Source organism: Burkholderia sp. LFS061, assembly GCF_047978125.1.
Lineage (GTDB): Bacteria > Pseudomonadota > Gammaproteobacteria > Burkholderiales > Burkholderiaceae > Burkholderia > Burkholderia pyrrocinia_C.
The window spans coordinates 1-24,870 of sequence record NZ_JBFPFS010000041.1; the positions used below are offsets into that span (position 1 = coordinate 1).

Consider the following 24,870-nt stretch of genomic DNA (forward strand, 5'->3'; position numbering starts at 1 on the left):
CCATCTTCCTGCGCCAGCCGTGCGCCCAACCCGCTGCACACCACCGACTTCGCTTCCCCTCTCCCGCGCCGCGTTGCCGTTAGCGCGAAAGAGGCGTGATTCTATGCACCCGCCGCCGTCTCCGCAAGCCCCTTTGTGAAATTATTTTGAAAAAGCCTCCGTGCGCTCGCGCGCACGGTGGCTTTGAACAGAATGGGCCGGGTGTTGCTATTGGCGTCCGGGCCACCGGCAACGCTTCCTCTATATGTAGAAGCGCGTCACTTGCCGCCCACGGCAGCCTGCAACTGCTCGACCGGCACCGCGTCGGCCATTGCCGTGTAGCCCGTATCGCTTGGATGGATGCCGTCGCCGCTGTCGTATCGACGCTGCAGCACGCTCGGGCGCGCCGGATCGCGCAACACCGCGTCGAAGTCGATCACGCCGTCGAACCCTCCACCACTCCGGATCCACCGGTTCACCTCGAGCCGGATCGCCTCGCGCCCGGCCGGCAACCCGGCCGGCGTGAGCGTCGCGACGAAGACCTTCACGCCCTGGCGGTGTGCCGCGTCGATCAGCCGACGATAGCCGTCGATCAGCGACGCGGCCGTGACCTGCGTGTGCGGATGGTCGCAATCGAGCCCCGCGTGCGGCGGCATCGCCGCGAAGTTGATGTCGTTGATCCCGATCAGCACGACCGCGGCCTTCACGCCCGAGCGCGACAGCGCATCGCGCTCGAACCGCGACGCCAGCGACGTGCCGTAGCACGCGGAATCGCTAAGCAGCCGGTTCCCGCTGATGCCCAGATTCACGACGCCGATCGAATCGGCACCCGACGCAGTCAGCCGACGCGCCAGCGCGTCCGGCCAGCGGCGGTTCCGGTTCACGCTCGAACGCAGTCCGTCGGTGATCGAATCGCCGATCGCGGCCACGCTGGCTCGCGCGGAACCAACCTCGACGGCCAACTCGGTCACCCATGCATATTGGGTAAAACGGGTACGGAACGCGGCGGCGGCCGGATCGTTCACGTGATTGCCCGGCGCAGAGACATAGTTGAACTGGTTTGACACGCGGTGCCAAACCGTCATCCGCTGGTTCGGTCCCATCTGCAGACTGATGGCATACGGCTGTCCGGCCGTCACGTCGATCGCCACCGGATCGCTTTCGACTTCCTGCCCCGGCGCGAGCGCCACCGACGCCTTGCCGCCGAACCTGACCGGCACGGCCGCGCCGCCGGCGAGCGCGGCGCCGTCGCCGGCACGTGCGAGGCTCGCCGCCTCGACGACCAGCGGTGCGTGACCGTATGCATTGCTGACGCGAATCCGCGCTGCCCGTCCCGACACCGTCGGGTAGACGATCTGGCGCACGGTCCGCCCGGCCACGTCGGGTGCGCGATAGAGCGGCGGCGGCGCGGCAAGGTCGGGAATCGGCTGCAACGCGGTCGCCCACGCGGCCACCCATCCTGCCGGCGCGGCCGAAGCCGCGAACGGCGACACGAAAACGGCCGCGCCCAGCACGGCCGCGGCGAAACTGCTTCGGAATGACATCGGCAAAATCCTCATCGGAAAGCGGGCATTGTGCCGCAGAAGACGCAAGTCTCATGCGGCGGTCCACGTTTGCGCCGCCTGGTCGCGCCCCGACGTCCCTCGTTTACCCGAATCTCGCCGCAAATCCGCAAGAAATTTATTAACCGACCGGTCGGTTGGTTTATACTGCGCACACATTCAACCGGACGAGAATCTCGCCATGTACACGCAATCCCTCGACATCCCCGGCAACGTCGCGCCGCTCGACGCCGCAGCCGAGTCGCCCGAGCAAGCACGGTTCGATGCGGTGATGGCCGCGGACGGCAAGATCGAACCGCAAGACTGGATGCCCGACGCCTATCGCAAGACGCTGGTTCGCCAGATCTCGCAGCACGCGCATTCGGAAGTCGTCGGCATGCTGCCGGAAGGCAACTGGATCTCGCGCGCGCCGAGCCTGAAGCGCAAGGCGATCCTGCTCGCGAAGGTCCAGGACGAAGCCGGCCACGGCCTCTATCTTTATAGCGCCGCCGAAACGCTCGGCGTGTCGCGCGATTCGCTGATCGACGCGCTGCACGCAGGCAAGGCGAAATACTCGAGCATCTTCAACTACCCGACGCCGACCTGGGCGGACGTCGGCGTGATCGGCTGGCTCGTCGACGGCGCCGCGATCATGAACCAGATCCCGCTGTGCCGCTGCACGTACGGCCCGTACGCGCGCGCGATGATCCGTGTGTGCAAGGAGGAGTCGTTCCACCAGCGCCAGGGTTTCGACGCGCTGCTGTCGATGATGAAGGGCAGCGACGCGCAGCGCGCGATGGTCCAGCAGGCCGTGAACCGCTGGTGGTGGCCGGTGCTGATGATGTTCGGCCCGAGCGACGCCGATTCGGTCCACAGCAGCCAGTCCGCAAAATGGGGCATCAAGCGGATCTCGAACGACGACCTGCGGCAGAGGTTCGTCGACGCGACAGTCGACCAGGCGAAGGTGCTCGGCGTCACGCTGCCCGATCCCGATCTGAAGTGGAACGACGCGCGCGGCCACCACGACTACGGCGCGATCGACTGGGACGAATTCTGGCGCGTGGTCAACGGCGACGGCCCGTGCAACAAGGAACGCCTCGCGACCCGCGTGAAAGCGCACGAGGACGGTGCATGGGTGCGCGAAGCCGCGCTCGCGCACGAAGCGAAGCGCCGCGCCCGCGCCGAACAGCACGCCGCCTGAGCGGCACCATCGAATTCAGGAATCAGGAGAAAGTGATGAACAAGGAATGGCCGATCTGGGAAGTGTTCGTGCGCAGCAAGCAAGGCCTCGACCACAAGCATTGCGGCAGCCTGCATGCCGCCGACGCGTCGATGGCGCTGCGCATGGCGCGCGACGTCTACACGCGCCGCCAGGAAGGCGTGAGCATCTGGGTGGTGCCGTCGTCGGCGATCACCGCATCGGATCCGAACGAGAAGGCCGAACTGTTCGAGCCGGCGGGCGACAAGATCTACCGTCATCCGACGTTCTACACGCTGCCCGACGAAGTCAACCACATGTAACGCCCGCGCCATGACGATCACGCCCGAACACCTCTCCTACGTGCTGCGCCTCGCGGACAACGCGCTGATCCTGGGTCAGCGCAACGCCGAATGGTGCGGCCACGGCCCGATCCTCGAGGAAGACATCGCGCTCACCAACATGAGCCTCGACCTCATCGGCCAGGCGCGCATGCTGTATACGCACGCCGCCGAACTCGAGCGCCAGCTCACCGGCGCGACGAAGACCGAGGACGACTACGCGTACTTCCGTACCGAGCGCGAGTTCGCGAACTTCACGCTCGCCGAACTGCCGCACTACGGCCCGGTCTCCGGCACCGCGCACGCCGACAAGGACTACGCGGTGACGATCGTGCGCAACTTCCTCTACGCGGCGCTGATGCTGCACGTATGGACCGCGCTGGAAACGTCGACCGACACGCAACTCGCCGCGATCGCCGCGAAATCGGTGAAGGAAACCCGCTATCACGTGCAACACGCGCGCGAATGGCTCATTCGCCTCGGCGACGGCACCGACGAATCGCACCGTCGCGCGCAGGATGCGCTCGACTACCTGACCCCGTACACGCGCGAATTCTTCGCAGCCGATGCGATCGACGACGCGATCGCCGCACCGGGCATCGGCCCGGCACCGGCCGCGATCGAAGCCGCATGGCGCGCGGACGTGGACGATGCGCTCGCCGAGGCGACGCTCACGCTGCCGGCGCCCGTGAAGCATGTGACGACCGGCAAGCAGGGCGAGCACTCGGAGCACATGGGCTACCTGCTCGCGGAAATGCAGAGCCTCGCGCGCCAGCACCCCGGCGCGACCTGGTAACCGGCCAACGCCACGGAGCCCGACGATGTCCGTCCAGACCGCCGCCCCCGCCGACGCCGCGCCCGCCGCGCGTCACGACGATCCGCTGCTCGCCCGCGCATGGGACGTGCTGGAAGCCGTGCCCGACCCCGAGATCCCGGTCGTGTCGATCCGCGAGCTCGGCATCCTACGCGACGTCCGCCGTGCGGACGACGGCCTGCTCGAAGTCGTGATCACGCCGACCTATTCGGGCTGCCCGGCCATGTCGCAGATCGCCGAGGACGTCGCCGCCGCACTGCAGGCCGCCGGCCTCCCGCCGCACCGAATCGAAACGGTGCTCGCGCCCGCGTGGACGACCGACTGGATCACGCAGGAAGCGCGCGACAAGCTGCGCGCGTACGGCATCGCGCCGCCGGTCGGCCAGTGCGGCAGCGCCGCGCCGCGGGAAAACGTCGTGCGTTTCGTGCCGCGGCCCGTCGCGGCGCCCGCCTGCCCGCGCTGCGGCTCCGCCCGCACCGAGCGTCTCGCGCAATTCGCGTCCACAGCCTGCAAGGCGCTGTATCGCTGCGTCGACTGCCGCGAACCCTTCGACTACTTCAAACCCTACTGAAATGAAACAGCCCCCACGCTCTCTTCATTCGCTTGGGGGGGCGCAGCTCCCCCATCCCCCGGAAGCAGATCCGTCGCGCGAGGCGGCCCGGCGGGGGTCGACGACCCCGCAATTTCATCCGCTGCGTATCCGCGACGTGCGGCCCGAGACCGCCGACGCCGTCACCGTCTCGTTCGACGTGCCGCCCGAGCTGCGCGACGCTTACCGCTTCACGCAGGGCCAGTTCGTCACGCTGAAGACCCACATCGACGGCGAGGAGACGCGCCGCTCGTATTCGATCTGCGTCGGCACGACGGACTACGACCGCGACGGCGAACTGCGCATCGGCATCAAGCGCGTGCGCGGTGGCCGCTTCTCGAACTTCGCGTTCGATACGCTGAAGCCGGGCCATACGATCGACGTGATGACGCCGGACGGCCGCTTCTTCACGCACCTGAATGCCGACCATGGCAAGCAGTACGTCGCGTTTTCCGGCGGCTCGGGGATCACGCCCGTGCTCGCGATCGTGAAGACGACGCTCGAACTCGAGCCGCGCAGCACGTTCACGCTGATCTACGGCAACCGCAGCGTCGACGCGATCATGTTCGCGGAGGAGCTCGAGGACCTGAAGAACCGCTACATGAACCGCTTCGTCCTCTATCACGTGCTGTCGGACGACCAGCAGGACGTCGAACTGTTCAACGGCGTGCTCGACCAGGCGAAATGCGCGGAATTCCTTACTACGCTGATGCCGGCCGACGCGATCGACGAGGCGTTCGTCTGCGGCCCCGCGCCGATGATGGACGCAGCCGAAGCGGCGCTGAAGGCGGCCGGCGTGCCGCAGGCGAAGGTGCATGTCGAGCGCTTCGGCACGCCGCTGCCGCAGGCCGGCGCGCCGGTCGTGGAGATCACCGACCAGACGCCGGCCGCCGACCTGGAAATCGTGCTCGACGGCAAGAAGCGCAAGCTGCGCCTGCCGTACGAAGGCGTGAGCCTGCTCGATGTCGGCCTGCGCGCGGGCCTCGCGCTGCCGTACGCGTGCAAGGGCGGCGTGTGCTGCACGTGCCGCGCGAAGGTGATCGAGGGCGAAGTGCGGATGGAGAAGAACTACACGCTCGAGGCGCACGAAGTGAAGGACGGTTTCGTGCTCACGTGCCAGTGCCACCCAATCAGCGACAAGGTCGTCGTGAGCTTCGACGAGCGTTGAGCGGCATCGCGTCGCGGCGCCGGACGGTTTCTCGCCGTCACACATCTCGCTTACACTAGGGGCCGCCGGCCGGCTGGACATCGCAACGTCCGCCCGGCCGGCGGCTTTCTTTTGTTGACGACAGGCCGATGAGTACCATTCATGTGATTCAGGGCGGCACCGCCGCCGCGTCGCTGAGCGAGGCACTCGCGCAAGCCGGACGCGACGAGCGCGTCGTCGGATTGCTCGACGATCTCGGCGTCGGGCCGCTCAAGGGCGCCGACGAGACGCCCGACACGCGTGCCGCCTTCTGGGAGCGCGTGCTCGGCGACCAGATCCCCGACTGGAACGCGGAAATCGAAGGCGAATTCGCGCGCCTCGACCAGCTCGCAATGGATGCGGGCCAGGTGGTCGTCTGGCACGCGCCGAGCGTCGGCGACAAGCTGCTGCTGCGCCGCGTCGCCTATCACCTGCGCAATGTCCCGCAGCGCCTGAACGAAGTGCGGCTGTCGGCCGCCGATCTCGACTCGGCGCAACGCGCATTGCTGTCGCGCACCGACCAGGCATGCACGACCGGGATGTTCTCGCCCGCGGAACTGGCGCGGAAACGGCCGGTGGCCGCGCCGATCTCGGTGCTGCGCATCGGTCGCCTCGCACTCGAATGGCAGGAAGCGAAGCACCTGAACGCCGAACTTCGCTATTGGGTCAGCAACACGATCAAGAGCGGCTACTATGCCGATCTCGACGCGCTGATCGTCGCGCGCGCGGAAACCGACTGGCTGCCCGCGCGGCGCCTCGTCGGCGGCATCATGGCCGACGCCGACCGCGGCGGCCTGTTCGTCAGCGACTCGATCGCCTGGTGGCGCTGTCGCGAACTCGCGGCGGCCGGCCGGCTCGAGTTGCAGGACGACGCACCCGCCGCCCTCTCTTCCACGCAGGTGCGCGCGGCCCGCACGGCCATCGCGCACCGCTAATCTTTCGCATTCGACCATGGCCCGTACCCGAGCGCCCGACCACGAATCCCAGCGCGAACAGATCCTCGATCTCGCCGCCGAGAAATTCGCGCAGACGAGCTACCCGAGCACGTCGATGTCCGATCTCGCGACCGCGAGCGGCACGTCGAAGGCACGCCTTTATCACTATTACGAGAGCAAGGAAGCGATCCTGTTCGACCTGCTCGACCGCTACACGAAGCGGCTGATGCTGATCATCGCCGAGGTCGAAGGGGCGAGCCAGCGGCGCGGCCTCAGCGAGCGCGACGCGTTCGCGGAGCTCGTGCGCGCGTTCCTCTCCGAATACGAGACGTCGCACAGCCGTCACGTCGCGCTGCTCAACGACGTGAAGTATCTCGAGGACGCGCAGCGCGAGATCGTACTCGACCGCCAGCGCGATATCGTCGCAGCGTTCACGCGGCAGCTCGCGCGCGCGTACCCTGACCGCATCTCGAAGGAAAACCAGACATCCGTGACGATGATGGTGTTCGGGATGATCAACTGGACGTTCACGTGGCTGAAGCCGGGCGGCCGTCTCGGCTACCGAGACTTCGCCGAGCAGGTGATCGACCTGATCGAACGCGGGCTGTCGACGGCGGCCTGATTGCCGCACAGCAGCAAGCGTTGCAGGACGGGCACACTGCGACGGCCCGCCGCGCATTTCATATGATGAATTTTAAATCCGTTAAAAATCAAATAGATATAGGATTAACTAAGCAGATTTAGAATTCATCCTCCAGCATAAATAAGGTTAAATACGGGTTTTCCCCAATCCGGGGGCCGGCGGTCGGGTAAAATGCTGTTGCGTTGCACAACCCGCTGTACGGTCACATATTGAGGAACCCACGATGAACACGCAATTGAACGGCAATGCCGATGTCGTCGGCACCGCCGGTAGTGCGCCGGTTCTCGTCAGGGAACTGGCTTCCAAAGACCGTGAGCAGATGCTCACCCACTTTCTCTCGCTCGACGAAGAGGACCGCCTGCTGCGCTTCGGCCAGATGGTGCCCGACCACGTGATCGAGAACTATGTCCGCACGATCGACTTCGGTCGCGACACCGTGTTCGGCGTGTTCGACCACGAACTCGAACTGATCGGCGTCGGCCACCTGGCCTACCTGCCGGCCGAGGGCGACAAGCGCACGGCCGAGTTCGGCGTGTCGGTGCTCGAAAGCGCACGCGGCCACGGCGTCGGCTCGAAGCTGTTCGAGCGCGCGGCGATCCGCAGCCGCAACACGCACGTGACGATGCTGTACATGCACTGCCTGTCGCGTAACGCGACGATGATGCACATCGCGAAGAAATCCGGGATGCGCATCGAGTACGCGTACGGCGAAGCCGACGCGTACCTGTCGCTGCCGCCGGCCGACCACTCGACGATCATCGCCGAGATGCTGCAGGAACAGGCGGCGGTGTTCGACTACGCGCTCAAGCGCCAGGCGCACCGCACGTCGAAGTTCATCGAATCGCTGATGCCCGCCGCGCTGACGGCGTAATATCGGCCGGCCGGGGGCGGCGCCCCGGGGGGCCCCGCCCCCCGGTGTGACGCCCCCCCGCCCCCCCCGGCGCGGCGGCGCCCCCGGCCCCGGGCCCCCCCCCCCCCCCCCCCCCCCCCCCGGCCCCCTTTTTTCCCTCCTCCTCCCGCCGCCGGGCGCGCTAGCGCACCGAACGAATCGGCAACGCCGTCGTCTCCTTGAAGCATTCGAGCGAAAAGCTCGTCTTCACGTCGATGACCGACGGGTGATGCAGCAGATGCTCCTGCACGAAGCGGGAGAAATGCGCCATGTCCTCGACCTGCACGCGCAGCAGGTAATCCATGTCTCCCGTCATCGCGTGGCACGCGACCACTTCCGGCCAGGTCTGCACGGCCGCGCGAAACAGCTCCGCGTGGGTCGCGCCCGCGCGCGCCGGCGTCTCGTCGGCCCGGACCGGCGCCAGGCCGCCGCGCTTCTCGAGCCGCACGCTCACGTATGCGAGCAGGTCGAGCCCCAGCTTCTGCGGATCCAGCAGCGCGACATAGCCGGTGATCACGCCGATCTCCTCGAGCCGCCGGATCCGCCGCAGGCACGGGCTCGGCGACAGGTTCACGCGCTCGGCGATCTCCTGGTTCGACAGGCGCCCGTTCTCCTGAAGAATCGCGAGGATCCGCCGGTCGATGGCATCCAATTCGGCTTGCGCCATCTTCTGCCCTCCAATGATTATTTAGAGATTGGAAATTGCGCCATCGTAGGCACGGACGATTAAGTTCGCAAGTTTCCGCTCGTGGCCGCCCGCTACACTTTGTCGCACGTACCGATTCGTTGCGCACGCCGGCGCGTGCGCCGCCTTCGACATCGAACCGGGCCGGGCGCGCACACGTCGCCCCGGCCGATCGCCCCGCACAGGAGACACGACATGCAGATCCCCAACTGGGACAACCCCGTCGGCACCGACGGCTTCGAATTCATCGAATACACGGCACCGGACCCGAAAGCGCTCGGACAACTGTTCGAACGGATGGGTTTCACCGCGATCGCGCGCCACCGCCACAAGGACGTGACGGTCTACCGCCAGGGCGACATCAACTTCATCATCAACGCCGAACCCGATTCGTTCGCGCAACGCTTCGCGCGCCTGCACGGCCCGTCGATCTGCGCGATCGCATTCCGCGTGCAGGACGCCGCGAAGGCATACAAGCACGCGCTCGAACTCGGCGCATGGGGCTTCGACAACAAGACTGGCCCGATGGAGCTGAACATCCCGGCGATCAAGGGCATCGGCGATTCGCTGATCTACTTCGTCGATCGCTGGCGCGGCAAGAACGGCGCGCAGCCGGGCTCGATCGGCGACATCAGCATCTATGACGTCGATTTCGAGCCGATCGCAGGCGCGAACCCGAACCCGGCCGGCCACGGCCTCACCTACATCGACCACCTGACGCACAACGTGCATCGCGGCCGCATGCAGGAATGGGCCGAGTTCTACGAACGCCTGTTCAACTTCCGCGAAGTGCGCTACTTCGACATCGAAGGCAAGGTGACGGGCGTGAAATCGAAGGCGATGACGTCGCCGTGCGGCAAGATCCGTATCCCGATCAACGAGGAAGGCTCGGACACGGCCGGCCAGATCCAGGAATACCTCGACGCGTACCACGGCGAAGGCATCCAGCACATCGCGCTCGGCACGAACGACATCTACGGCGCGGTCGACGGGCTGCGCGGCAAGGAAGTGAAGCTGCTCGACACGATCGACACGTATTACGAGCTGGTCGACCGCCGCGTGCCGAATCACGGCGAATCGCTGGACGAACTGAAGAAGCGCAAGATCCTGATCGACGGCGCGCGCGACGACTTGCTGCTGCAGATCTTCACCGAGAACCAGATCGGGCCGATCTTCTTCGAGATCATCCAGCGCAAGGGCAACCAGGGCTTCGGCGAAGGCAACTTCAAGGCGCTGTTCGAATCGATCGAGCTCGACCAGATCCGCCGCGGCGTCGTGCAGGACAAGGCCTGACGCGTCCGGCGCGCGGCGGCCCGGGGCAACCGGGCCGGCCGCACGATCCGGCGGCACAAAGAAAAAGGGCGGGAATCCGACGATTCCCGCCCTTTTTGGCATTTCCGGCGCGGCCCGCAGGCCGCGCGACCGGATCAACGCGCGTTCGCCTTCGATTCGACGACGCGCTCGGCCGCCGGCTGCGCGACGGCATCCTGGGCCGGCACGATCTGACGCATCTGCACGCCGGCTGCCGCCAGTGCGCTCGCGCCTTGCGCGCGCACCGGGCCGGTCATCGCGAAAAACGCGGCGGACACGATCAGGAAACTCTGGATATGACGTGTGTTCATTGCACCTCCTGTAAAACTGCCGGCGCCTCCCCGATTGCGTCGAAACGAACCAACGCGGCCGGGCACCTCCGGCAGGCCGACAAGATTAACGGCATTTGCCCGCAGATGGGGCCAGCTTTACATGCATTTACATGATGTAACGCATGATCCAGCCCTTTTCCCTGGTGCGCCGCCGCATTCCGGCCGGTGGGCGGCGGGTTTGCCCCAGTGCTACCATCGCTTAAAACCGGCCAATATGCCGGCCACTGTCGACGCGTTCACAAGACGCCGGAGCAGTCGAGTTTTGGTGATCCCAAACTGGGTGGAGGAGACTGTTAATGAATGCCCCGCTAGACGCAGGCCAACGCGCGTCGCTAGAAGCCGCGCTGAAGTCCGTCACGCTTGATGACAAATACACACTGGAGCGCGGCCGCGCGTACATGAGCGGCATCCAGGCCCTCGTGCGCCTGCCGATGCTCCAGCAGGAACGCGACCGCGCCGCCGGTCTCAATACGGCCGGCTTCATCTCCGGCTATCGCGGCTCTCCGCTCGGCGGCCTCGATCTGTCGCTCTGGAAGGCCAAGCAGTATCTGGCGGCCCACCAGATCGTCTTCCAGCCCGGCATCAACGAAGATCTCGCCGCCACCGCCGTGTGGGGCTCGCAGCAGGTGAACCTGTACCCCGGCGCGAAGCACGACGGCGTGTTCGGCATGTGGTACGGCAAGGGCCCGGGCGTCGACCGCACCGGCGACGTGTTCAAGCACGCGAACTCGGCCGGCTCGTCGCAGCACGGCGGCGTGCTGGTGCTCGCCGGCGACGACCACGCGGCGAAATCGTCGACGCTCGCGCACCAGTCCGAACACATCTTCAAGGCCTGCGGGCTGCCGGTGCTGTTCCCGTCCAACGTGCAGGAATATCTCGATTTCGGCCTGCACGGCTGGGCAATGAGCCGCTACTCGGGCCTGTGGGTCGCGCTCAAGTGCGTGACGGACGTGGTCGAATCGTCGGCGTCGGTCGACATCGACCCGCATCGCACCGAGATCGTGCTGCCGACCGACTTCATCATGCCGGACGGCGGCCTGAACATCCGCTGGCCCGACCCGCCGCTCGTGCAGGAAGCGCGGCTGCTCGACTACAAGTGGTACGCGGCGCTCGCCTATGTGCGCGCGAACAAGCTCGACCGGATCGAGATCGATTCGCCGGGCGCGCGCTTCGGGATCATGACCGGCGGCAAGGCGTACCTCGACGTGCGCCAGGCGCTGACCGACCTCGGCCTCGACGACGAAACCTGCTCGCGGATCGGCATCCGGCTCTACAAGGTCGGCTGCGTGTGGCCGCTCGAAGCGCAGGGCGCGCAGGCATTCGCGCGCGGCCTCGACGAAATTCTCGTCGTCGAGGAAAAGCGCCAGATCCTCGAATACGCGATCAAGGAAGAGCTGTACAACTGGCCCGACGCGCAACGGCCGCGCGTGTTCGGCAAGTTCGACGAGAAGGACGGCGCCGGCGGCGAATGGTCGGTGCCGATGGGCAACTGGCTGCTGCCCGCGCACTACGAACTGTCGCCCGCGATCATCGCGAAGGCGATCGCGACGCGCCTCGAGAAGTTCGAACTGCCGTCCGACGTGCGCGCGCGCATCGCCGCGCGGCTCGCGGTGATCAACGCGAAGGAAATGGCGCTCGCGAAGCCGCACGTGCAGACCGAGCGCAAGCCGTGGTTCTGCTCGGGCTGCCCGCACAACACGTCGACCAACGTGCCGGAAGGCTCGCGCGCGATCGCCGGCATCGGCTGCCACTACATGACCGTGTGGATGGACCGCAGCACGAGCACCTTCAGCCAGATGGGCGGCGAAGGCGTGCCGTGGATCGGCCAGGCGCCGTTCACGGACGAGAAGCACGTGTTCGCGAACCTCGGCGACGGCACCTATTTCCACTCGGGCCTGCTCGCGGTGCGCGCGGCGATCTCGTCGAAAGCGAACATCACATACAAGATCCTCTACAACGACGCGGTCGCGATGACGGGCGGCCAGCCTGTCGACGGCGTGCTGACGGTGCCGCAGATCACGCACCAGCTCGCGTCCGAAGGCGCGAAGAAGATCGTGATCGTCACCGACGAGCCGGAGAAGTACGACAGCCAGAAGACGCAGCTCGCGCCGGGCGTGACGATCCATCACCGCGACCAGCTCGACGACGTGCAGCGCGAGCTGCGCGAGATCGCCGGCACGACGATCCTGATCTATGACCAGACCTGCGCAACCGAGAAGCGCCGCCGCCGCAAGCGCGGCACCTATCCGGACCCGGCGAAGCGCGTCGTGATCAACGAAGCGGTGTGCGAAGGCTGCGGCGACTGCTCGGTGCAGTCGAACTGCCTGTCGGTCGAGCCGCTGGAAACCGAGTTCGGCACGAAGCGCCAGATCAATCAATCGAGCTGCAACAAGGACTTCTCGTGCTTGAAGGGCTTCTGCCCGAGCTTCGTCACGGTCGAGGGCGGCCAGTTGAAGAAGCCGAAGGCGGTTTCGGTCGACGGCAGCGCACTGCCGCCGATCCCGGAACCGACGCTGCCGGACATCGACCGCGCGTACGGCGTGCTCGTCACGGGCGTCGGCGGCACGGGTGTCGTCACGATCGGCGCGCTGCTCGGAATGGCCGCGCACCTGGAGAACAAGGGCGTGACCGTGCTCGACGTCACGGGCCTCGCGCAGAAGGGCGGCGCCGTGATGAGCCACGTGCAGATCTCGCACGCGCCGACCGACATCCACGCGACGCGGATCGCGATGGGCGAAGCCGACCTCGTGATCGGCTGCGACGCGATCGTCACGGCCGGCGACGAGTGCACGTCGCGGATGCGGCACGACGCGACGCGCGTGGTCGTCAACAGCGCGCAGACGCCGACCGCCGAGTTCATCAAGAACCCGAACTGGGCGTTCCCCGGCCTGTCCGCGGAGAATGACATCCGCGCGGCGGCAGGCGTTGCCGTCGATTTCATCGACGCGAACCGCTTCGCGGTCGCGCTGCTCGGCGACGCGATCTACACGAACCCGTTCGTGCTCGGCTACGCGTGGCAGAAGGGTTGGCTGCCGCTCACGCTCGCATCGCTCGAACGCGCGATCGAACTGAACGCCGTGTCGGTCGAGAAGAACCGCGCGGCCTTCGACTGGGGCCGGCGCGCCGCGTACGACCTGGCAAGCGTAAAGCAGGCAGCGGCCGGCGATGCGCGCCCCGCGCAAGGCGCCACGGTGATCGCGCTGCACACGAAGAAGGCGGTCGACGCGCTGATCGCAAAGCGCGTGGAATTCCTCACCGCGTACCAGAACGCCGCGTACGCATCGCGCTACGCGGCATTCGTCGACAAGGTGCGCGCGGCCGAGCGCGCGCTGGCGGACGGCGATACGGTGCAGGAGCAACTGACCGAAGCGGTCGCGCGCAACCTGTTCAAGCTGATGGCGTATAAGGACGAATACGAGGTCGCGCGGTTGCAGTCCGACCCCGCGTTCCTCGCGCGCCTGTCCGCGCAGTTCGAAGGCGACTGGAAGCTGAAATTCCACCTCGCGCCGCCGCTGTTCGCGAAGACGGACGCGCACGGCCATCTCGTGAAAAAGGCGTACGGCCCGTGGATGATGTCGGCATTCCGGCTGCTCGCGAAGGCGAAGTTCCTGCGCGGCACGGGGCTCGACCCGTTCGGTCGTACCGAGGAACGCCGCACCGAGCGCGCGCTGATCGGCGAGTACGAAGCGCTGATCGGCGAAGTGCTTGGCAGGCTGAACACGGCCAACCGCCCGCTCGCACTCGAGCTCGCGGCGCTGCCGGACGGCATCCGCGGCTACGGCCACGTGAAGGAGAACAACCTGCGCGCGGTACGCCAGAAGTGGAACACGCTGCTCGCGAAGTGGCGTTCGCCGGCCGGCGGCCAGTCGCACCAGCAGGTCGCGTAACGGCGCGCGGCGGGCGTTCGCGGTTCGGACACCTGCCCGCGCCGGCAGCGGATCACGATAAAAAAAACGCCACGGAACGCAGGTTCCGTGGCGTTTTTCATTGCGCCGCGCCGGAAGCGCGGCACACACGGCCGCGAACTTACTTCGTGTTCACGTTCGCGGCGGCAACGGCCGTCATGTTGATGATCCGGCGCACGGTCGCGGCCGGCGTCAGGATGTGGACCGGCTGCGCGGCGCCGAGCAGGAACGGGCCGACCGTCACGCCTTCGCCGCCGACCATCTTCAGCAGGTTGTACGCGATGTTCGCGGCTTCGACGTTCGGCATGATCAGCAGGTTCGCTTCACCCGACAGCGTCGTGCCCGGGAAGGCCTGCTTGCGGATCACTTCCGACAGCGCCGCGTCGCCGTGCATTTCGCCGTCGACTTCCAGGTTCGGCGCACGTTCGACGATCAGCTTGCGAGCCTCGGCCATCCGGCGCGACGACGACGACGGCGCGCTGCCGAAGTTCGAGTTCGACAGCAGCGCGGCCTTCGGCGTGATACCGAAGCGCTCGATCTCGGCCGCCGCCTGGATCGTCATGTCGGCGAGCTGTTCGGCGCTCGGCTGCTCGTTCACGTACGTGTCGCACAGGAACAGGTTGCGGCCCGGCAGCATCAGCAGGTTCATCGCCGCGAAGTGCTCGGCGCCCTTCGCACGGCCCAGCACCTGCTCGATGAACTTCAGGTGGCTGTGGAACGTGTCGATCATCCCGCAGATCATCCCGTCCGCGTCGCCCAGATGCACAAGCATCGCGCCGATCAGCGTGTTGAACTTGCGCATCGCGGCCTTCGCGACTTCCGGCGTCACGCCGTCGCGCGCAGCGATGTCGTGGTACGCCTGCCAGTAGCGGTGGTAGCGCGTGTCGTCTTCCGGATTGACGATCTCGAAATCGACACCGGCCTTCAGCTTCGAGCCGATCTTCTGCAGGCGCATCTCGATGACCGACGGACGGCCGACGATGATCGGCTGCGCGATCTTTTCCTGCAGCACGAACTGCGCGGCACGCAGCACGCGCTCGTCCTCGCCCTCGGCGAACACGATGCGGGCCTGCTTCTTCTTCGCGGTCGCGAACACCGGGCGCATCACCATGCCGGTGCGGTAGACGGTCGCGCCGAGCTGCTCGCGGTACGCGTCCATGTCCTGGATCGGACGCGTCGCGACGCCCGAATCCATCGCGGCCTGCGCGACGGCCGGCGCAATCTTGATGATCAGGCGCGGGTCGAACGGCTTCGGAATCAGGTATTCCGGCCCGAATTCGAGCGAGTGGCCTTCATACGCCTTCGCGACTTCCTCGCTCTGGTCGGTTTCCTGGGCCAGCTCGGCGATCGCGCGCACGCACGCGAGCTTCATTTCTTCCGTGATCGTCGTCGCGCCGACGTCGAGCGCGCCGCGGAAGATGAACGGGAAGCACAGCACGTTGTTGACCTGGTTCGGATAGTCCGAACGGCCGGTTGCGACGATCGCGTCCGGGCGCACGGCCTTCGCGTCTTCCGGGCGGATTTCCGGTTCCGGATTCGCGAGCGCCAGGATCAGCGGCCGGTCGCCCATCGTCTTGACCATGTCCTGCTTCAGCACGCCGGCGCTCGAGCAGCCGAGGAACACGTCCGCGCCGACGATCGCATCGGCGAGCGTGCGCGCGTCGGTCGTGGCCGCATAGCGCTGCTTCGACGGATCGAGATTGCCGCGCCCTTCGTAGATCACGCCCTTCGAATCGGCGACGAGGATGTTCGACTTCGTCAGGCCGAGGTTCACCAGCAGGTCCAGACACGCGATGGCCGCGGCGCCGGCGCCCGAGCACACGAGCTTCACTTCGGACAGCTTCTTGCCGACGACCTTCAGGCCGTTCAGGATCGCGGCCGACGCGATGATCGCGGTGCCGTGCTGGTCGTCGTGGAAGACGGGGATCTTCATGCGCTCGCGCAGCTTCTGCTCGATGTAGAAGCATTCCGGCGCCTTGATGTCCTCGAGGTTGATGCCGCCGAGCGTCGGCTCGAGCATCGCGATCGCCTCGACGAGCTTGTCGGGGTCGGACTCCGACAGCTCGATGTCGAACACGTCGATGCCCGCGAATTTCTTGAAGAGGCAGCCCTTGCCTTCCATCACCGGCTTCGCGGCGAGCGGGCCGATGTTGCCGAGACCGAGCACGGCCGTGCCGTTCGTGATGACGCCGACGAGATTGCCGCGCGACGTGTACTTCTGCGCGTCGAGCGGATCGGCGTGGATCGCCTCGCACGCGGCGGCGACGCCCGGCGAATACGCGAGCGACAGATCGAGCTGGTTCGACAGCGGCTTGGTCGGGGTGACCGAAATCTTGCCGGGTTTCGGGTTCAGGTGATAAGCGAGAGCGGCCTGCTTCAGTTGTTCGTCCATGATTGACCTGCGAGAGACATGCGAAATTTTGACGGTTCAGTACACAGCACCTTCGGCCGCGTCTGCTTGAATCGAGGGGATGGTCGACTGCGAGACGGCACGCGACGCGCCGGGTCGGCACGCCATCGAACCTTGGCGGGTGGCAAGAGGAAAGTACAAAGTACTGAACGATTTCTAAGGGTCGCCTAGTGTACACCCCGCGCATGACACATGTTGGTGCAGCGCCGCATCCCCGGCATCGCACCGGGGCGATCCGCCCCCGCTTGTTTCGCCGGTGGTGGGCGGCATCGCGAACCTGCGCGAATTCCGCCGAAAACCGGCCTGAATCGGGTAAAATAGCCGGCTACGCGCGCAGCGATGCGATCGGCCTTCCGATCGCGCCCCCGGCCCCCGGCCGGGTTCCCGTGCTGCGCCACCGGGCCCGCGCCCGCTCCTCGCTCATCACCCAAGGAATGCCCATGACAGGCTACGATCGTCAGTCGATCTCGGATACGACCGCCAAAATCCTGCTCGAAGTGCAGGCGGTGCACTTCAACGCCGAAAAACCGTTCATCTTCACGTCCGGCTGGGCAAGCCCCGTCTATATCGACTGCCGCAAGCTGATCTCGTATCCGCGCGTGCGCCGTGCGCTGATGGAAATGGCGGAAACGACGATCACGCGCGACATCGGCTTCGAGCAGATCGACGCGGTGGCGGGCGGCGAGACGGCCGGCATCCCGTTCGCGGCATGGATCGCGGACCGGATGATGGTGCCGATGCAGTACGTGCGCAAGAAGCCGAAGGGTTTCGGCCGCAACGCGCAGATCGAAGGCCATCTGGAAGAAGGCTCGCGCGTGCTGCTGGTGGAAGACCTGACGACCGACAGCCGCAGCAAGATCAACTTCGTCAATGCGCTGCGTACCGCGGGCGCGACGGTGAACCACTGCTTCGTGCTGTTCCACTACGACATCTTCAAGGAAAGCGTGTCGGTCCTGAAGGACATCGACGTCGACCTGCACGCGCTGGCGACGTGGTGGGACGTGCTGCGCGTCGCGAAGGCATCGGGCTACTTCGAGACGAAGACGCTCGACGAAGTCGAGAAATTCCTGCACGCGCCGGCCGAGTGGTCGGCCGCGCACGGCGGCGCGACGGGCGCCCAGGAGTAACAGCGCGCCGGCATGCATGCCGGCGCACTGGCTGAACAAGCCGCCTGCTTCACCGCAGGCGGCTTTTTTTCGTCCGTCGTTCCGCGCAAGAACCGGTCGCGACCGCGGGTCGCGGTGTGCATCGCTCATCGAACCCTAATGCTAGACTTGATCCATCGCCGCCATCAGCGACGCGGGCAACGCACAACGCCAACAACGCCGGGAGCATCGGCCCGGCCCACGTGACGGGAGAAGCGCCATATGCGTGTGGATCGCCGGATCACTCCGCCTGCGCCATCGGGTCGCCCGTCTCCGTTCATCGCTCTCCTCGTTTGCACCGCCGTCTTCGCGGCGCTGCCCGTTCATGCGGAAGACCCGTTCACCATGTCGAGCGACGACCTGACGCCCGGCGGGCGCGTCCGCGCCGCGAACGTGTTCGACCGCGGCGACTGCAAGGGCGCGAACCGCTCGCCGCAGCTCGCCTGGCACAACCCGCCGCCCGGCACGCGCAGCTACGCGGTCACGATCTTCGATCCCGACGCACCCGGGCGCGGCTGGTGGCACTGGGCCGTGGCAGGCATCCCGGCCACGGTCACGAGCCTGCCCACCGACGCGAGCGCGTCCGGCTTCCTGCGGCGCATCGGCGCGATCGAGGCGCGCAACGACTTCGGGATCGACGGCTACGGCGGCCCGTGCCCGCCGCCCGGCAAGCCGCACCGCTACGTGATCACCGTCTACGCGCTGAAGGGCAACGACCTGCGCATCGCGCAGGGCCGACCCGCACCGATGTTCGAGCATGAGATCGGCACGCTCGCGATCGGCAGCGCGCAATTCACGGTTAGCTACGGGCAGTGACGGACGCCGGGCCGCGATTGCCGGCCGACGCGAATTTCAGTGCGCCGCATGCGCGCGTTTTCCCGTCATTTCGGCTTGCTAGACTCGTCGTCACCGGTCGCGGCCCCACACGCCGCGCATCGGTCGCGCCGCCCGCCGGCGACGCGTGACGCGGCAGGCCGCTGCGGCCGCCGTTCCCGTCCCTTTCCGGAGAACGCTTCATGTCGAACATCGTCATCGTCTATCACAGCGGCTACGGTCACACGCAGAAACTGGCCGAGGCCGTTCACGCGGGCGCGCAGGACGCCGGCGCGACCGTACGCCTGATCGCCGTCGGCGACCTCGACGACGCGGGCTGGGCCGCCCTCGACGCGGCCGACGCGATCGTCTTCGGCGCGCCGACCTACATGGGCGGCCCATCGGCACAGTTCAAGCAGTTTGCCGACGCAACGTCGAAAGCGTGGTTCACGCAGAAGTGGAAAGACAAGATCGCCGCGGGCTTTACGAACTCCGCGACGATGAACGGCGACAAGTTCTCGACGATCCAATATTTCGTCACGCTGTCGATGCAGCATGGGATGGTGTGGGTCGGCACGAGCCTGATGCCGGCCAACTCGAAGGCGGCCACGCGCAACGACATCAACTACCTCGGCGGCTCCACGGGCCTGCTCGCGCAGTCGCCGGCGGATGCGACGCCCGACGAGGGCCCGGCGCCGGGCGACCTCGAGACCGGGAAGGTATTTGGCCGGCGCATCGCCGAAGCGACGGCACGCTGGGTTGCCGGCAGCCGCTGAGCCGGCCCCGGGCGCCCGCGCCGGCGGGCGTCAAAGGGACACAAGACGGCCCGCCGGCCGTCTTTTTTCGCCCCGCGCGGTGCAGGCGCGCCGGATGACGTCTTAAAATGGCGATCTCCGGGCGCGGGCCCCCGTTTCATCCAGTGAGAGCGAAATGAGCACCAAAGTTTTTGTCGACGGCCAGGAAGGCACGACCGGCCTCAAGATCTTCGAATACCTGTCGGCGCGCAACGATATCGAGATCCTGCGCATCGATGAAGCGAAGCGCAAGGACGTCGACGAGCGCCGCCGCCTGATCAACGCGTCGGACATCACGTTCCTGTGCCTGCCGGACGTCGCGTCGCGCGAATCGGCCTCGCTCGTCGAGAACCCGAACACGACGCTGATCGACGCGAGCACCGCGTTCCGCACGAGCGCCGACTGGGCCTACGGCCTGCCCGAACTGACCCGCGCGCAGCGCGAGAAGATTCGCACGTCGAAGCGCATCGCGGTGCCGGGCTGCCACGCATCGGCCTTCGTGCTCGCGATGCGTCCGCTCGTCGATGCGGGCATCGTCGCGCCGACGTTCGCCGCGCACAGCTACTCGATCACCGGCTACAGCGGCGGCGGCAAGTCGATGATCGCCGACTACGAGAACGCGGCGCCGGGCGGCAAGCTCGCGAGCCCGCGCCCGTATGCGCTCGGCCTCACGCACAAGCACCTGCCGGAAATGGCCGCGCACACGGGCCTCGCGAACCCGCCGATCTTCACGCCGATCGTCGGCCCGTTCCTGAAGGGTCTCGCAGTGACGACCTACTTCACGCCCGAACAGCTCGCGAAGCGTGCGACGCCGCAAGACGTGCAACGCGTGTTCGCCGAATACTACGCGGACGAAGCATTCGTGCGCGTCGCGCCATTCAACGCGGACGCGAACCTCGACGGCGGCTTCTTCGACGTGCAGGCGAACAACGACACGAACCGTGTCGACCTGTTCGTGTTCGGCAACGAAGAGCGCTTCGTCACGGTCGCGCGCCTCGACAACCTCGGCAAGGGTGCGTCGGGTGCCGCGATCCAGTGCATGAACCTCAACATCGACGCGGCCGAGGATGCGGGCCTCACGCGCTGACCATCCTCTCGTGCGATGCAAAGCCGGCCGCTGGCCGGCTTTTTATTTACCCGCATCACGCAATAAATAAAATCCTGTTCGCGCATTTACAAATATTTACAAGCTTTCCATTGCGCGATTACCAGCGAATTAACTCCCCCTTATTTCTCCAGTCAATCCCGAATAGGGATAAACCGGATACCACCGCTTTAAACACTGCCGCTGTGCGCGGGAAGGTTCTTCGACAGCCTTCCGCGCGTGGCACATCCCCCACTCCGGCAGCTTTTGCCAGCCCCTCGCATGTTTTAATTCTTACTGAATGCCGTGTCGGACAAGGATTTAAAACACGACGTCCGTTTCAATCGCCTTTTTTAGACGGGTTCATCAATTGACAGCAAAAATCAAGGCGGCGACATTAGCTCGCACAATTAAACGATTGGAGACAGCGGCATGTCGCACGCCTTATCGAAGGGGGTGGCAACGGCCTTTGCCATTGCCCCTTTCCTGGTTGCATGTGGTGGGGGGGATTCCGGCGGCGCGCTCGCGCCGATCAATGCGCCCCAATGTTCCGGATCGAGCTGCGGCACGCAAGGGCCGCCGCCGTCGCAGCCCGTCAACGGTTCGCTGTGTCCGGCCAACGCCGACATCGTGAAGAACACGTATCTCGGCGGTGCCGGTAGCGGCGAGATCGTCAGCGTCAACATCGACGCAGTCGCGATGACGTACACGCTCAAGTGGCTCGAATCGCCGATTCCGCTGAAGACGGGCACCGTCACGCCCAGCCGCGTCGGCACGACGATCACCGGCAAGGTCATCCACCCGCCGACCGGCACGCTGCCGACCGCCGAGCAGACGCGCTGCGCGTTCGTCCTCACGCCGGGCACGGGCCCCGCGCCGGACCGCTCGACCTATTCGACGGCCGCCGACTTCAACCAGGCGAACCCGCCGATGCTGCTCGTCGGGATGGGCGTCGCGGGCGGCGGTATTCCCGGCGCGACGATCCAGTACGACGGGCTGACGATCATCCCGGGCGTCGTGCAGAACGTCGGCCAGGTGCCGAACCGCCACTTCGATTTCTATCCGTTCCTCGGCTTCGCGAACACGACGACCGACCTGTCGAAGCTGCCGGGCACGTACAACGCGCTGATCTACCACCTCGTGCCGTCGGGCAACTACGCGACGAAGGGATCGAACTCGAGCGAGACGTTCGATGCGAACGGCGCGTGCACGTCGACCGGTTCGGGCGGCTGCCAGACGACCGGCGATCCGTGGAAGACGAGCGCGAACGGCGGCTACTTCGACAGCACGAAGGCGCCGCAGACGCTGCCGCAAACGCAACTGCCGATCGTCGGCGCGACCGGCAAGTCGGCGACCGCGCACATGGTGATCGGCCAGCTCAACGGCGCGACGGTGCCGGTGATCGTGCGCACGGGCAACGTGAACCTCGGTACGCCGCCGCTGCACCTCGACGCGCAGGTCGACGACGAATCGGGCATCGCGGTGCTCGGCGCGGCGACGGCGATCACGTCGGGCTCGATCGACGGCGGCTACGCGGGCGCGGACTCGAACTTCAAGTACACGGCCGCCCTGATCCGCGGCAGCAACGCATCGTTCATCAACCCAACCACGCAGGCCGAGGAAGACGGCTTCACGCTCGACTACGGCCAGGCGACGCCGGGCCTGCTGAACGCGAAGACGACGCCGCCGAGCGGCGCGACCTACCCGTCCGCATCGGGCGTGGTGATCGCGACGGGCGGGCTGTACGCGGCACTCGTGCAGGGCACGGTGAACGGCGGCGTCACGTCGACGTCGGCGAACTCGACGACGTCGTCGACACCGTACTTCGGCGTGGGCGCGCAGATCAGCAAGTAGCGATCGAGGACGCGGCGGCGGCCCGCCCGCCGCCGCGCGACGGACGAAGCGCGCGGCACCGCGCACGCAGGACGAGCACAAGCAACAGAAGCGGCCGACAGGGAGCTGGCCGCCACACAAGACAAATCTGGAGGAGCAACATGAAGCGCAACCTCATTCTGGCGGCGGCCTTTGCCGCCCCCCTTCTTTCCGCCTGCGGCGGCGGCAGCGACAACCCGCCCCCGCTCGTCGAAGACCGGCTCTGTCCCGCGTCGCTCGACTACAGCACCGTGTTTACCGGCGGCGCGGGCAGCGGCGAACTCGCCAAGGTCCAGCTCGACACGACCAAGATGACGTGGCAGGTCACGTATGTCGAATCGGCGGTACCGCGCACGACCGGCACCGTCACGCCGACCCGCGCGGGCACCGTCGACAGCGGCACGCTCACGCAGGAAACGCTGCTGCCGACCAACAAGCTGAACCAGTGCGCGTTCCGCCTGAACGGCGCGAGCCTCGATCCGTCGCGCCCGGCGCGGATCTTCGTCGGCTTCGGCGTCGCCGGCGGCACGATTCCCGGCAAGGAAATCCAGTTCGGCGGCGTGCTCGGCCAGGCCGCGGTGCCCGACACGAAATTCCCGTACTACCCGTTCATCGGCTTCTCGTCGATCGAGACCAACCTCGCGAACGTGGCGGGCACGTACAGCCATGTCGGCTTCGGCGAGGTGCCGTCGCAGAACTTCGCGCCCGCGTCGATCGACGCGAAGGTGACGATCAACGCGGACGGCTCGTGGACCAAGTGCGACACGACCGGCCAGTTCGCCGGCGGCGCATGCACGCAGCAGGGCACGAACTTCGTGCCGGCCGCGGACGGCAGCGGCGCGTTCCAGTCGAACAACTACCGGAGCCAGTTGAAGCCGACGCTGTCGGCCACGCCGCAGGGCAAGGGCTTCATGATCGTCGGCAAGCTGCGCAACCAGCTCGTGCCGATCCTCGTGCGCACGGGTGTCGCGAACCCGAACCCGACACCCGACAGCAACGGCGTGCCGGGCCTCACCGCCGACGACGAATCGAGCATCTCGATCCTCGCGCCGCAGACGGCGATCGCGGCCGGCTCGCAGAACGGCGAGTACATCGGCGTCGACAGCGAGTTCAACTACCGGACCACCGCGCTGATCAACACCCAGGCGACGCTGCTCGATCCGTTCCAGCCGTCCCAGGCGTCGCTCACGAGAGTGCTCGACCTCGACTACACGCAGAAGGTGCCTGGCACGGTCACGACGACCCACACGGGTTCGGGCAGCACGTCGCCGACCGGCAAGTTCATCTTCTCGGGTGGCGTGTTCGGTTTCCTCGATAACGCGGGATCGACGCCGTATTTCACGATCGGCGCGTTCGTCCAGTAAGCGGGGGAAGCCGTGATGAAGAAAACCCTTCTCTGCGCGGCGGCCGGCGCCGCCGCACTGGCGCCGCTCGCGGCGCACGCGCAGAGCGCCGGCAGCAACGTCGTCACGCTGGGCTGGTTCCACGTGATGCCGCAGCAGAGCAGCACGCCGATGACGACCAACGTCGCGCCGACACCGATCAACACGCCGCTGCGGCTGCCGCCGTCGTTCACGTCGCCGGGCACCGGGTTGCGCACGAGCGGCGCCGACACCGTCGGCCTGACGATCAGCCACTTCCTGACCGACCACATCGCGGTCACGTCGGTGGCCGGCGTGCCGCCGGTGTTCAAGGTGTCGGGCCAGGGCACGATCAAGCCGCCCGGCCCTGCCGGCGCGCTCGGCACGCAGAACATCGGGCTGGCGTCGGTCAACCCGATCGTGAAGAGCGTGCGGCAGTGGAGCCCGGCCGTGCTGCTGCAGTACTACTTCGGGCAGGCGACCGCGAAGTTCCGGCCGTTCCTCGGCCTTGGCGTGTCGTACAACTGGTTCAGCGACCTGCAGCTCAACACGAACTTCATCAAGCAGACGCAGGACAACCTCGGCGCGATTCTCGCGGCGGGCGCGGGCAAGCCGGGTACGACATCGGTGGAGGCGAAGGCGTCGTCGTCATGGCAGCCGGTGTTCAACGCGGGCCTGCAGTACAACATGACCGAGCATTTCGGGCTGATCGCGTCGGTGACGTACATCCCGCTGAAGACGACGTCGACGGTGACGATCAAGGCGGCCGACGGTTCGGTGCTGGCCGAGTCGAAATCTGACCTGAAGGCCGACCCGATCATCAGCTACGTCGGGATGACGTACAAGTTCTGAGCCCGGCGACGGACGACGACTGGAACGCCGCGGCAAAATCGCAGGCAAAAAAAAGCCCGCCTAAGAGGCGGGCTGAATCCATATCAGAGGAGACATGGAGGAGACAGGTGCCACTATAGCGAATCGGTTTCCGCAATGCAACATTTCCGTAGAGAAAATAAGGATTTTCCCTCGAATGCCGACTCTAAATC

The 24,870-nt window shown here is 66.5% G+C and carries 21 protein-coding genes; 17 read left to right on the forward strand and 4 right to left on the reverse strand.

Annotated features, from left to right (window positions below):
* Positions 1-257: 257 nt before the first annotated feature.
* Entirely contained in the window at positions 258-1,523 is a 1,266-nt protein-coding gene (locus tag ACNQQL_RS27965) for an SGNH/GDSL hydrolase family protein (RefSeq protein WP_347067221.1), read from the reverse strand.
* 199 nt (positions 1,524-1,722) lie between these two features.
* On the opposite strand from ACNQQL_RS27965, the gene paaA reads away from it, so the two are divergent.
* From paaA to ACNQQL_RS28005, 8 genes are all read left to right on the forward strand, one after another.
* The gene (gene paaA / locus ACNQQL_RS27970) at positions 1,723-2,721 is read left to right on the forward strand and encodes a 1,2-phenylacetyl-CoA epoxidase subunit PaaA (RefSeq protein ID WP_347067223.1); all 999 of its coding nucleotides are present in this window, start codon (positions 1,723-1,725) and stop codon (positions 2,719-2,721) included.
* 35 nt (positions 2,722-2,756) lie between these two features.
* Entirely contained in the window at positions 2,757-3,041 is a 285-nt protein-coding gene (gene paaB / locus ACNQQL_RS27975) for a 1,2-phenylacetyl-CoA epoxidase subunit PaaB (RefSeq protein ID WP_010092957.1), read from the forward strand.
* Positions 3,042-3,051: 10 nt separating this feature from the next.
* Positions 3,052-3,855, forward strand: a complete 804-nt coding sequence (gene paaC, locus ACNQQL_RS27980; RefSeq protein WP_347067227.1) for a 1,2-phenylacetyl-CoA epoxidase subunit PaaC — start codon at positions 3,052-3,054, stop codon at positions 3,853-3,855.
* Between the two features lie 25 nt (positions 3,856-3,880).
* Positions 3,881-4,444 (forward strand): 1,2-phenylacetyl-CoA epoxidase subunit PaaD, encoded by a 564-nt coding sequence (gene paaD, locus ACNQQL_RS27985; RefSeq protein ID WP_175948699.1) that lies wholly within the window; start codon positions 3,881-3,883, stop codon positions 4,442-4,444.
* A 121-nt stretch (positions 4,445-4,565) separates the two neighbouring features.
* Positions 4,566-5,630, forward strand: a complete 1,065-nt coding sequence (gene paaE, locus ACNQQL_RS27990; protein WP_204426331.1) for a 1,2-phenylacetyl-CoA epoxidase subunit PaaE — start codon at positions 4,566-4,568, stop codon at positions 5,628-5,630.
* 128 nt (positions 5,631-5,758) lie between these two features.
* Positions 5,759-6,583: a DUF1835 domain-containing protein gene (locus ACNQQL_RS27995; protein ID WP_347067230.1), complete on the forward strand. Its 825-nt coding sequence runs from the start codon at positions 5,759-5,761 to the stop codon at positions 6,581-6,583.
* Between the two features lie 16 nt (positions 6,584-6,599).
* Positions 6,600-7,205 carry a TetR/AcrR family transcriptional regulator gene (locus ACNQQL_RS28000; RefSeq protein ID WP_027783292.1) on the forward strand — a complete coding sequence of 202 codons (606 nt, stop codon included), beginning with the start codon at positions 6,600-6,602 and terminating at the stop codon, positions 7,203-7,205.
* Positions 7,206-7,449: 244 nt separating this feature from the next.
* Positions 7,450-8,097, forward strand: coding sequence for a GNAT family N-acetyltransferase (locus ACNQQL_RS28005; protein WP_204425447.1), 648 nt, complete (start codon positions 7,450-7,452; stop codon positions 8,095-8,097).
* 160 nt (positions 8,098-8,257) lie between these two features.
* Here the strand turns inward: ACNQQL_RS28005 and ACNQQL_RS28010 are convergent, their stop codons facing one another.
* Complete coding sequence (locus ACNQQL_RS28010) at positions 8,258-8,782, reverse strand: Lrp/AsnC family transcriptional regulator (RefSeq protein WP_347067233.1); 525 nt, start codon at positions 8,780-8,782, stop codon at positions 8,258-8,260.
* 213 nt (positions 8,783-8,995) lie between these two features.
* Between ACNQQL_RS28010 and hppD the strand changes: the two genes are divergently transcribed.
* Positions 8,996-10,093, forward strand: a complete 1,098-nt coding sequence (gene hppD / locus ACNQQL_RS28015; RefSeq protein WP_174382530.1) for a 4-hydroxyphenylpyruvate dioxygenase — start codon at positions 8,996-8,998, stop codon at positions 10,091-10,093.
* 134 nt (positions 10,094-10,227) lie between these two features.
* Here the strand turns inward: hppD and ACNQQL_RS28020 are convergent, their stop codons facing one another.
* The gene (locus ACNQQL_RS28020; RefSeq protein ID WP_072443204.1) at positions 10,228-10,422 is read right to left on the reverse strand and encodes a hypothetical protein; all 195 of its coding nucleotides are present in this window, start codon (positions 10,420-10,422) and stop codon (positions 10,228-10,230) included.
* Between the two features lie 317 nt (positions 10,423-10,739).
* On the opposite strand from ACNQQL_RS28020, the gene ACNQQL_RS28025 reads away from it, so the two are divergent.
* Positions 10,740-14,330 carry an indolepyruvate ferredoxin oxidoreductase family protein gene (locus ACNQQL_RS28025; RefSeq protein WP_347067236.1) on the forward strand — a complete coding sequence of 1,197 codons (3,591 nt, stop codon included), beginning with the start codon at positions 10,740-10,742 and terminating at the stop codon, positions 14,328-14,330.
* Positions 14,331-14,469: 139 nt separating this feature from the next.
* Here ACNQQL_RS28025 and ACNQQL_RS28030 read toward each other — a convergent pair whose 3' ends face one another.
* Positions 14,470-16,740, reverse strand: a complete 2,271-nt coding sequence (locus ACNQQL_RS28030) for an NADP-dependent malic enzyme (RefSeq protein ID WP_034183955.1) — start codon at positions 16,738-16,740, stop codon at positions 14,470-14,472.
* Between the two features lie 458 nt (positions 16,741-17,198).
* Here ACNQQL_RS28030 and ACNQQL_RS28035 point away from each other — a divergent pair, with 458 nt between their 5' ends.
* The 7 genes from ACNQQL_RS28035 to ACNQQL_RS28065 all read left to right on the forward strand — a co-directional run bounded on the left by ACNQQL_RS28035 (position 17,199) and on the right by ACNQQL_RS28065 (position 24,679).
* Positions 17,199-17,885: an orotate phosphoribosyltransferase gene (locus ACNQQL_RS28035; RefSeq protein WP_034183954.1), complete on the forward strand. Its 687-nt coding sequence runs from the start codon at positions 17,199-17,201 to the stop codon at positions 17,883-17,885.
* 240 nt (positions 17,886-18,125) lie between these two features.
* The gene (locus ACNQQL_RS28040) at positions 18,126-18,719 is read left to right on the forward strand and encodes a YbhB/YbcL family Raf kinase inhibitor-like protein (protein ID WP_347067239.1); all 594 of its coding nucleotides are present in this window, start codon (positions 18,126-18,128) and stop codon (positions 18,717-18,719) included.
* Between the two features lie 200 nt (positions 18,720-18,919).
* Complete coding sequence (locus ACNQQL_RS28045; RefSeq protein ID WP_347067241.1) at positions 18,920-19,492, forward strand: flavodoxin family protein; 573 nt, start codon at positions 18,920-18,922, stop codon at positions 19,490-19,492.
* A 154-nt stretch (positions 19,493-19,646) separates the two neighbouring features.
* Positions 19,647-20,597 carry an N-acetyl-gamma-glutamyl-phosphate reductase gene (gene argC, locus ACNQQL_RS28050; protein WP_347067243.1) on the forward strand — a complete coding sequence of 317 codons (951 nt, stop codon included), beginning with the start codon at positions 19,647-19,649 and terminating at the stop codon, positions 20,595-20,597.
* Between the two features lie 429 nt (positions 20,598-21,026).
* Entirely contained in the window at positions 21,027-22,448 is a 1,422-nt protein-coding gene (locus ACNQQL_RS28055; protein ID WP_347067245.1) for a DUF2957 domain-containing protein, read from the forward strand.
* A gap of 140 nt (positions 22,449-22,588) precedes the next feature.
* Complete coding sequence (locus ACNQQL_RS28060) at positions 22,589-23,830, forward strand: DUF2957 domain-containing protein (RefSeq protein WP_347067247.1); 1,242 nt, start codon at positions 22,589-22,591, stop codon at positions 23,828-23,830.
* 15 nt (positions 23,831-23,845) lie between these two features.
* Positions 23,846-24,679 (forward strand): OmpW/AlkL family protein, encoded by an 834-nt coding sequence (locus tag ACNQQL_RS28065; RefSeq protein WP_034183948.1) that lies wholly within the window; start codon positions 23,846-23,848, stop codon positions 24,677-24,679.
* The last annotated feature ends 191 nt before the right edge of the window (positions 24,680-24,870 follow it).

Excerpts from the sequence above, each read along its gene's own strand:
- ACNQQL_RS27965 (WP_347067221.1), bottom strand. The coding sequence starts at position 1,523 with ATGTCATTCCGAAGCAGTTTCGCCGCGGCCGTGCTGGGCGCGGCCGTT.
- paaA (WP_347067223.1), top strand. The coding sequence starts at position 1,723 with ATGTACACGCAATCCCTCGACATCCCCGGCAACGTCGCGCCGCTCGAC.
- paaB (WP_010092957.1), top strand. The coding sequence starts at position 2,757 with ATGAACAAGGAATGGCCGATCTGGGAAGTGTTCGTGCGCAGCAAGCAA.
- paaC (WP_347067227.1), top strand. The coding sequence starts at position 3,052 with ATGACGATCACGCCCGAACACCTCTCCTACGTGCTGCGCCTCGCGGAC.
- paaD (WP_175948699.1), top strand. The coding sequence starts at position 3,881 with ATGTCCGTCCAGACCGCCGCCCCCGCCGACGCCGCGCCCGCCGCGCGT.
- ACNQQL_RS27995 (WP_347067230.1), top strand. The coding sequence starts at position 5,759 with ATGAGTACCATTCATGTGATTCAGGGCGGCACCGCCGCCGCGTCGCTG.
- ACNQQL_RS28000 (WP_027783292.1), top strand. The coding sequence starts at position 6,600 with ATGGCCCGTACCCGAGCGCCCGACCACGAATCCCAGCGCGAACAGATC.
- ACNQQL_RS28005 (WP_204425447.1), top strand. The coding sequence starts at position 7,450 with ATGAACACGCAATTGAACGGCAATGCCGATGTCGTCGGCACCGCCGGT.
- ACNQQL_RS28010 (WP_347067233.1), bottom strand. The coding sequence starts at position 8,782 with ATGGCGCAAGCCGAATTGGATGCCATCGACCGGCGGATCCTCGCGATT.
- hppD (WP_174382530.1), top strand. The coding sequence starts at position 8,996 with ATGCAGATCCCCAACTGGGACAACCCCGTCGGCACCGACGGCTTCGAA.
- ACNQQL_RS28020 (WP_072443204.1), bottom strand. The coding sequence starts at position 10,422 with ATGAACACACGTCATATCCAGAGTTTCCTGATCGTGTCCGCCGCGTTT.
- ACNQQL_RS28025 (WP_347067236.1), top strand. The coding sequence starts at position 10,740 with ATGAATGCCCCGCTAGACGCAGGCCAACGCGCGTCGCTAGAAGCCGCG.
- ACNQQL_RS28030 (WP_034183955.1), bottom strand. The coding sequence starts at position 16,740 with ATGGACGAACAACTGAAGCAGGCCGCTCTCGCTTATCACCTGAACCCG.
- ACNQQL_RS28035 (WP_034183954.1), top strand. The coding sequence starts at position 17,199 with ATGACAGGCTACGATCGTCAGTCGATCTCGGATACGACCGCCAAAATC.
- ACNQQL_RS28040 (WP_347067239.1), top strand. The coding sequence starts at position 18,126 with ATGCGTGTGGATCGCCGGATCACTCCGCCTGCGCCATCGGGTCGCCCG.
- ACNQQL_RS28045 (WP_347067241.1), top strand. The coding sequence starts at position 18,920 with ATGTCGAACATCGTCATCGTCTATCACAGCGGCTACGGTCACACGCAG.
- argC (WP_347067243.1), top strand. The coding sequence starts at position 19,647 with ATGAGCACCAAAGTTTTTGTCGACGGCCAGGAAGGCACGACCGGCCTC.
- ACNQQL_RS28055 (WP_347067245.1), top strand. The coding sequence starts at position 21,027 with ATGTCGCACGCCTTATCGAAGGGGGTGGCAACGGCCTTTGCCATTGCC.
- ACNQQL_RS28060 (WP_347067247.1), top strand. The coding sequence starts at position 22,589 with ATGAAGCGCAACCTCATTCTGGCGGCGGCCTTTGCCGCCCCCCTTCTT.
- ACNQQL_RS28065 (WP_034183948.1), top strand. The coding sequence starts at position 23,846 with ATGAAGAAAACCCTTCTCTGCGCGGCGGCCGGCGCCGCCGCACTGGCG.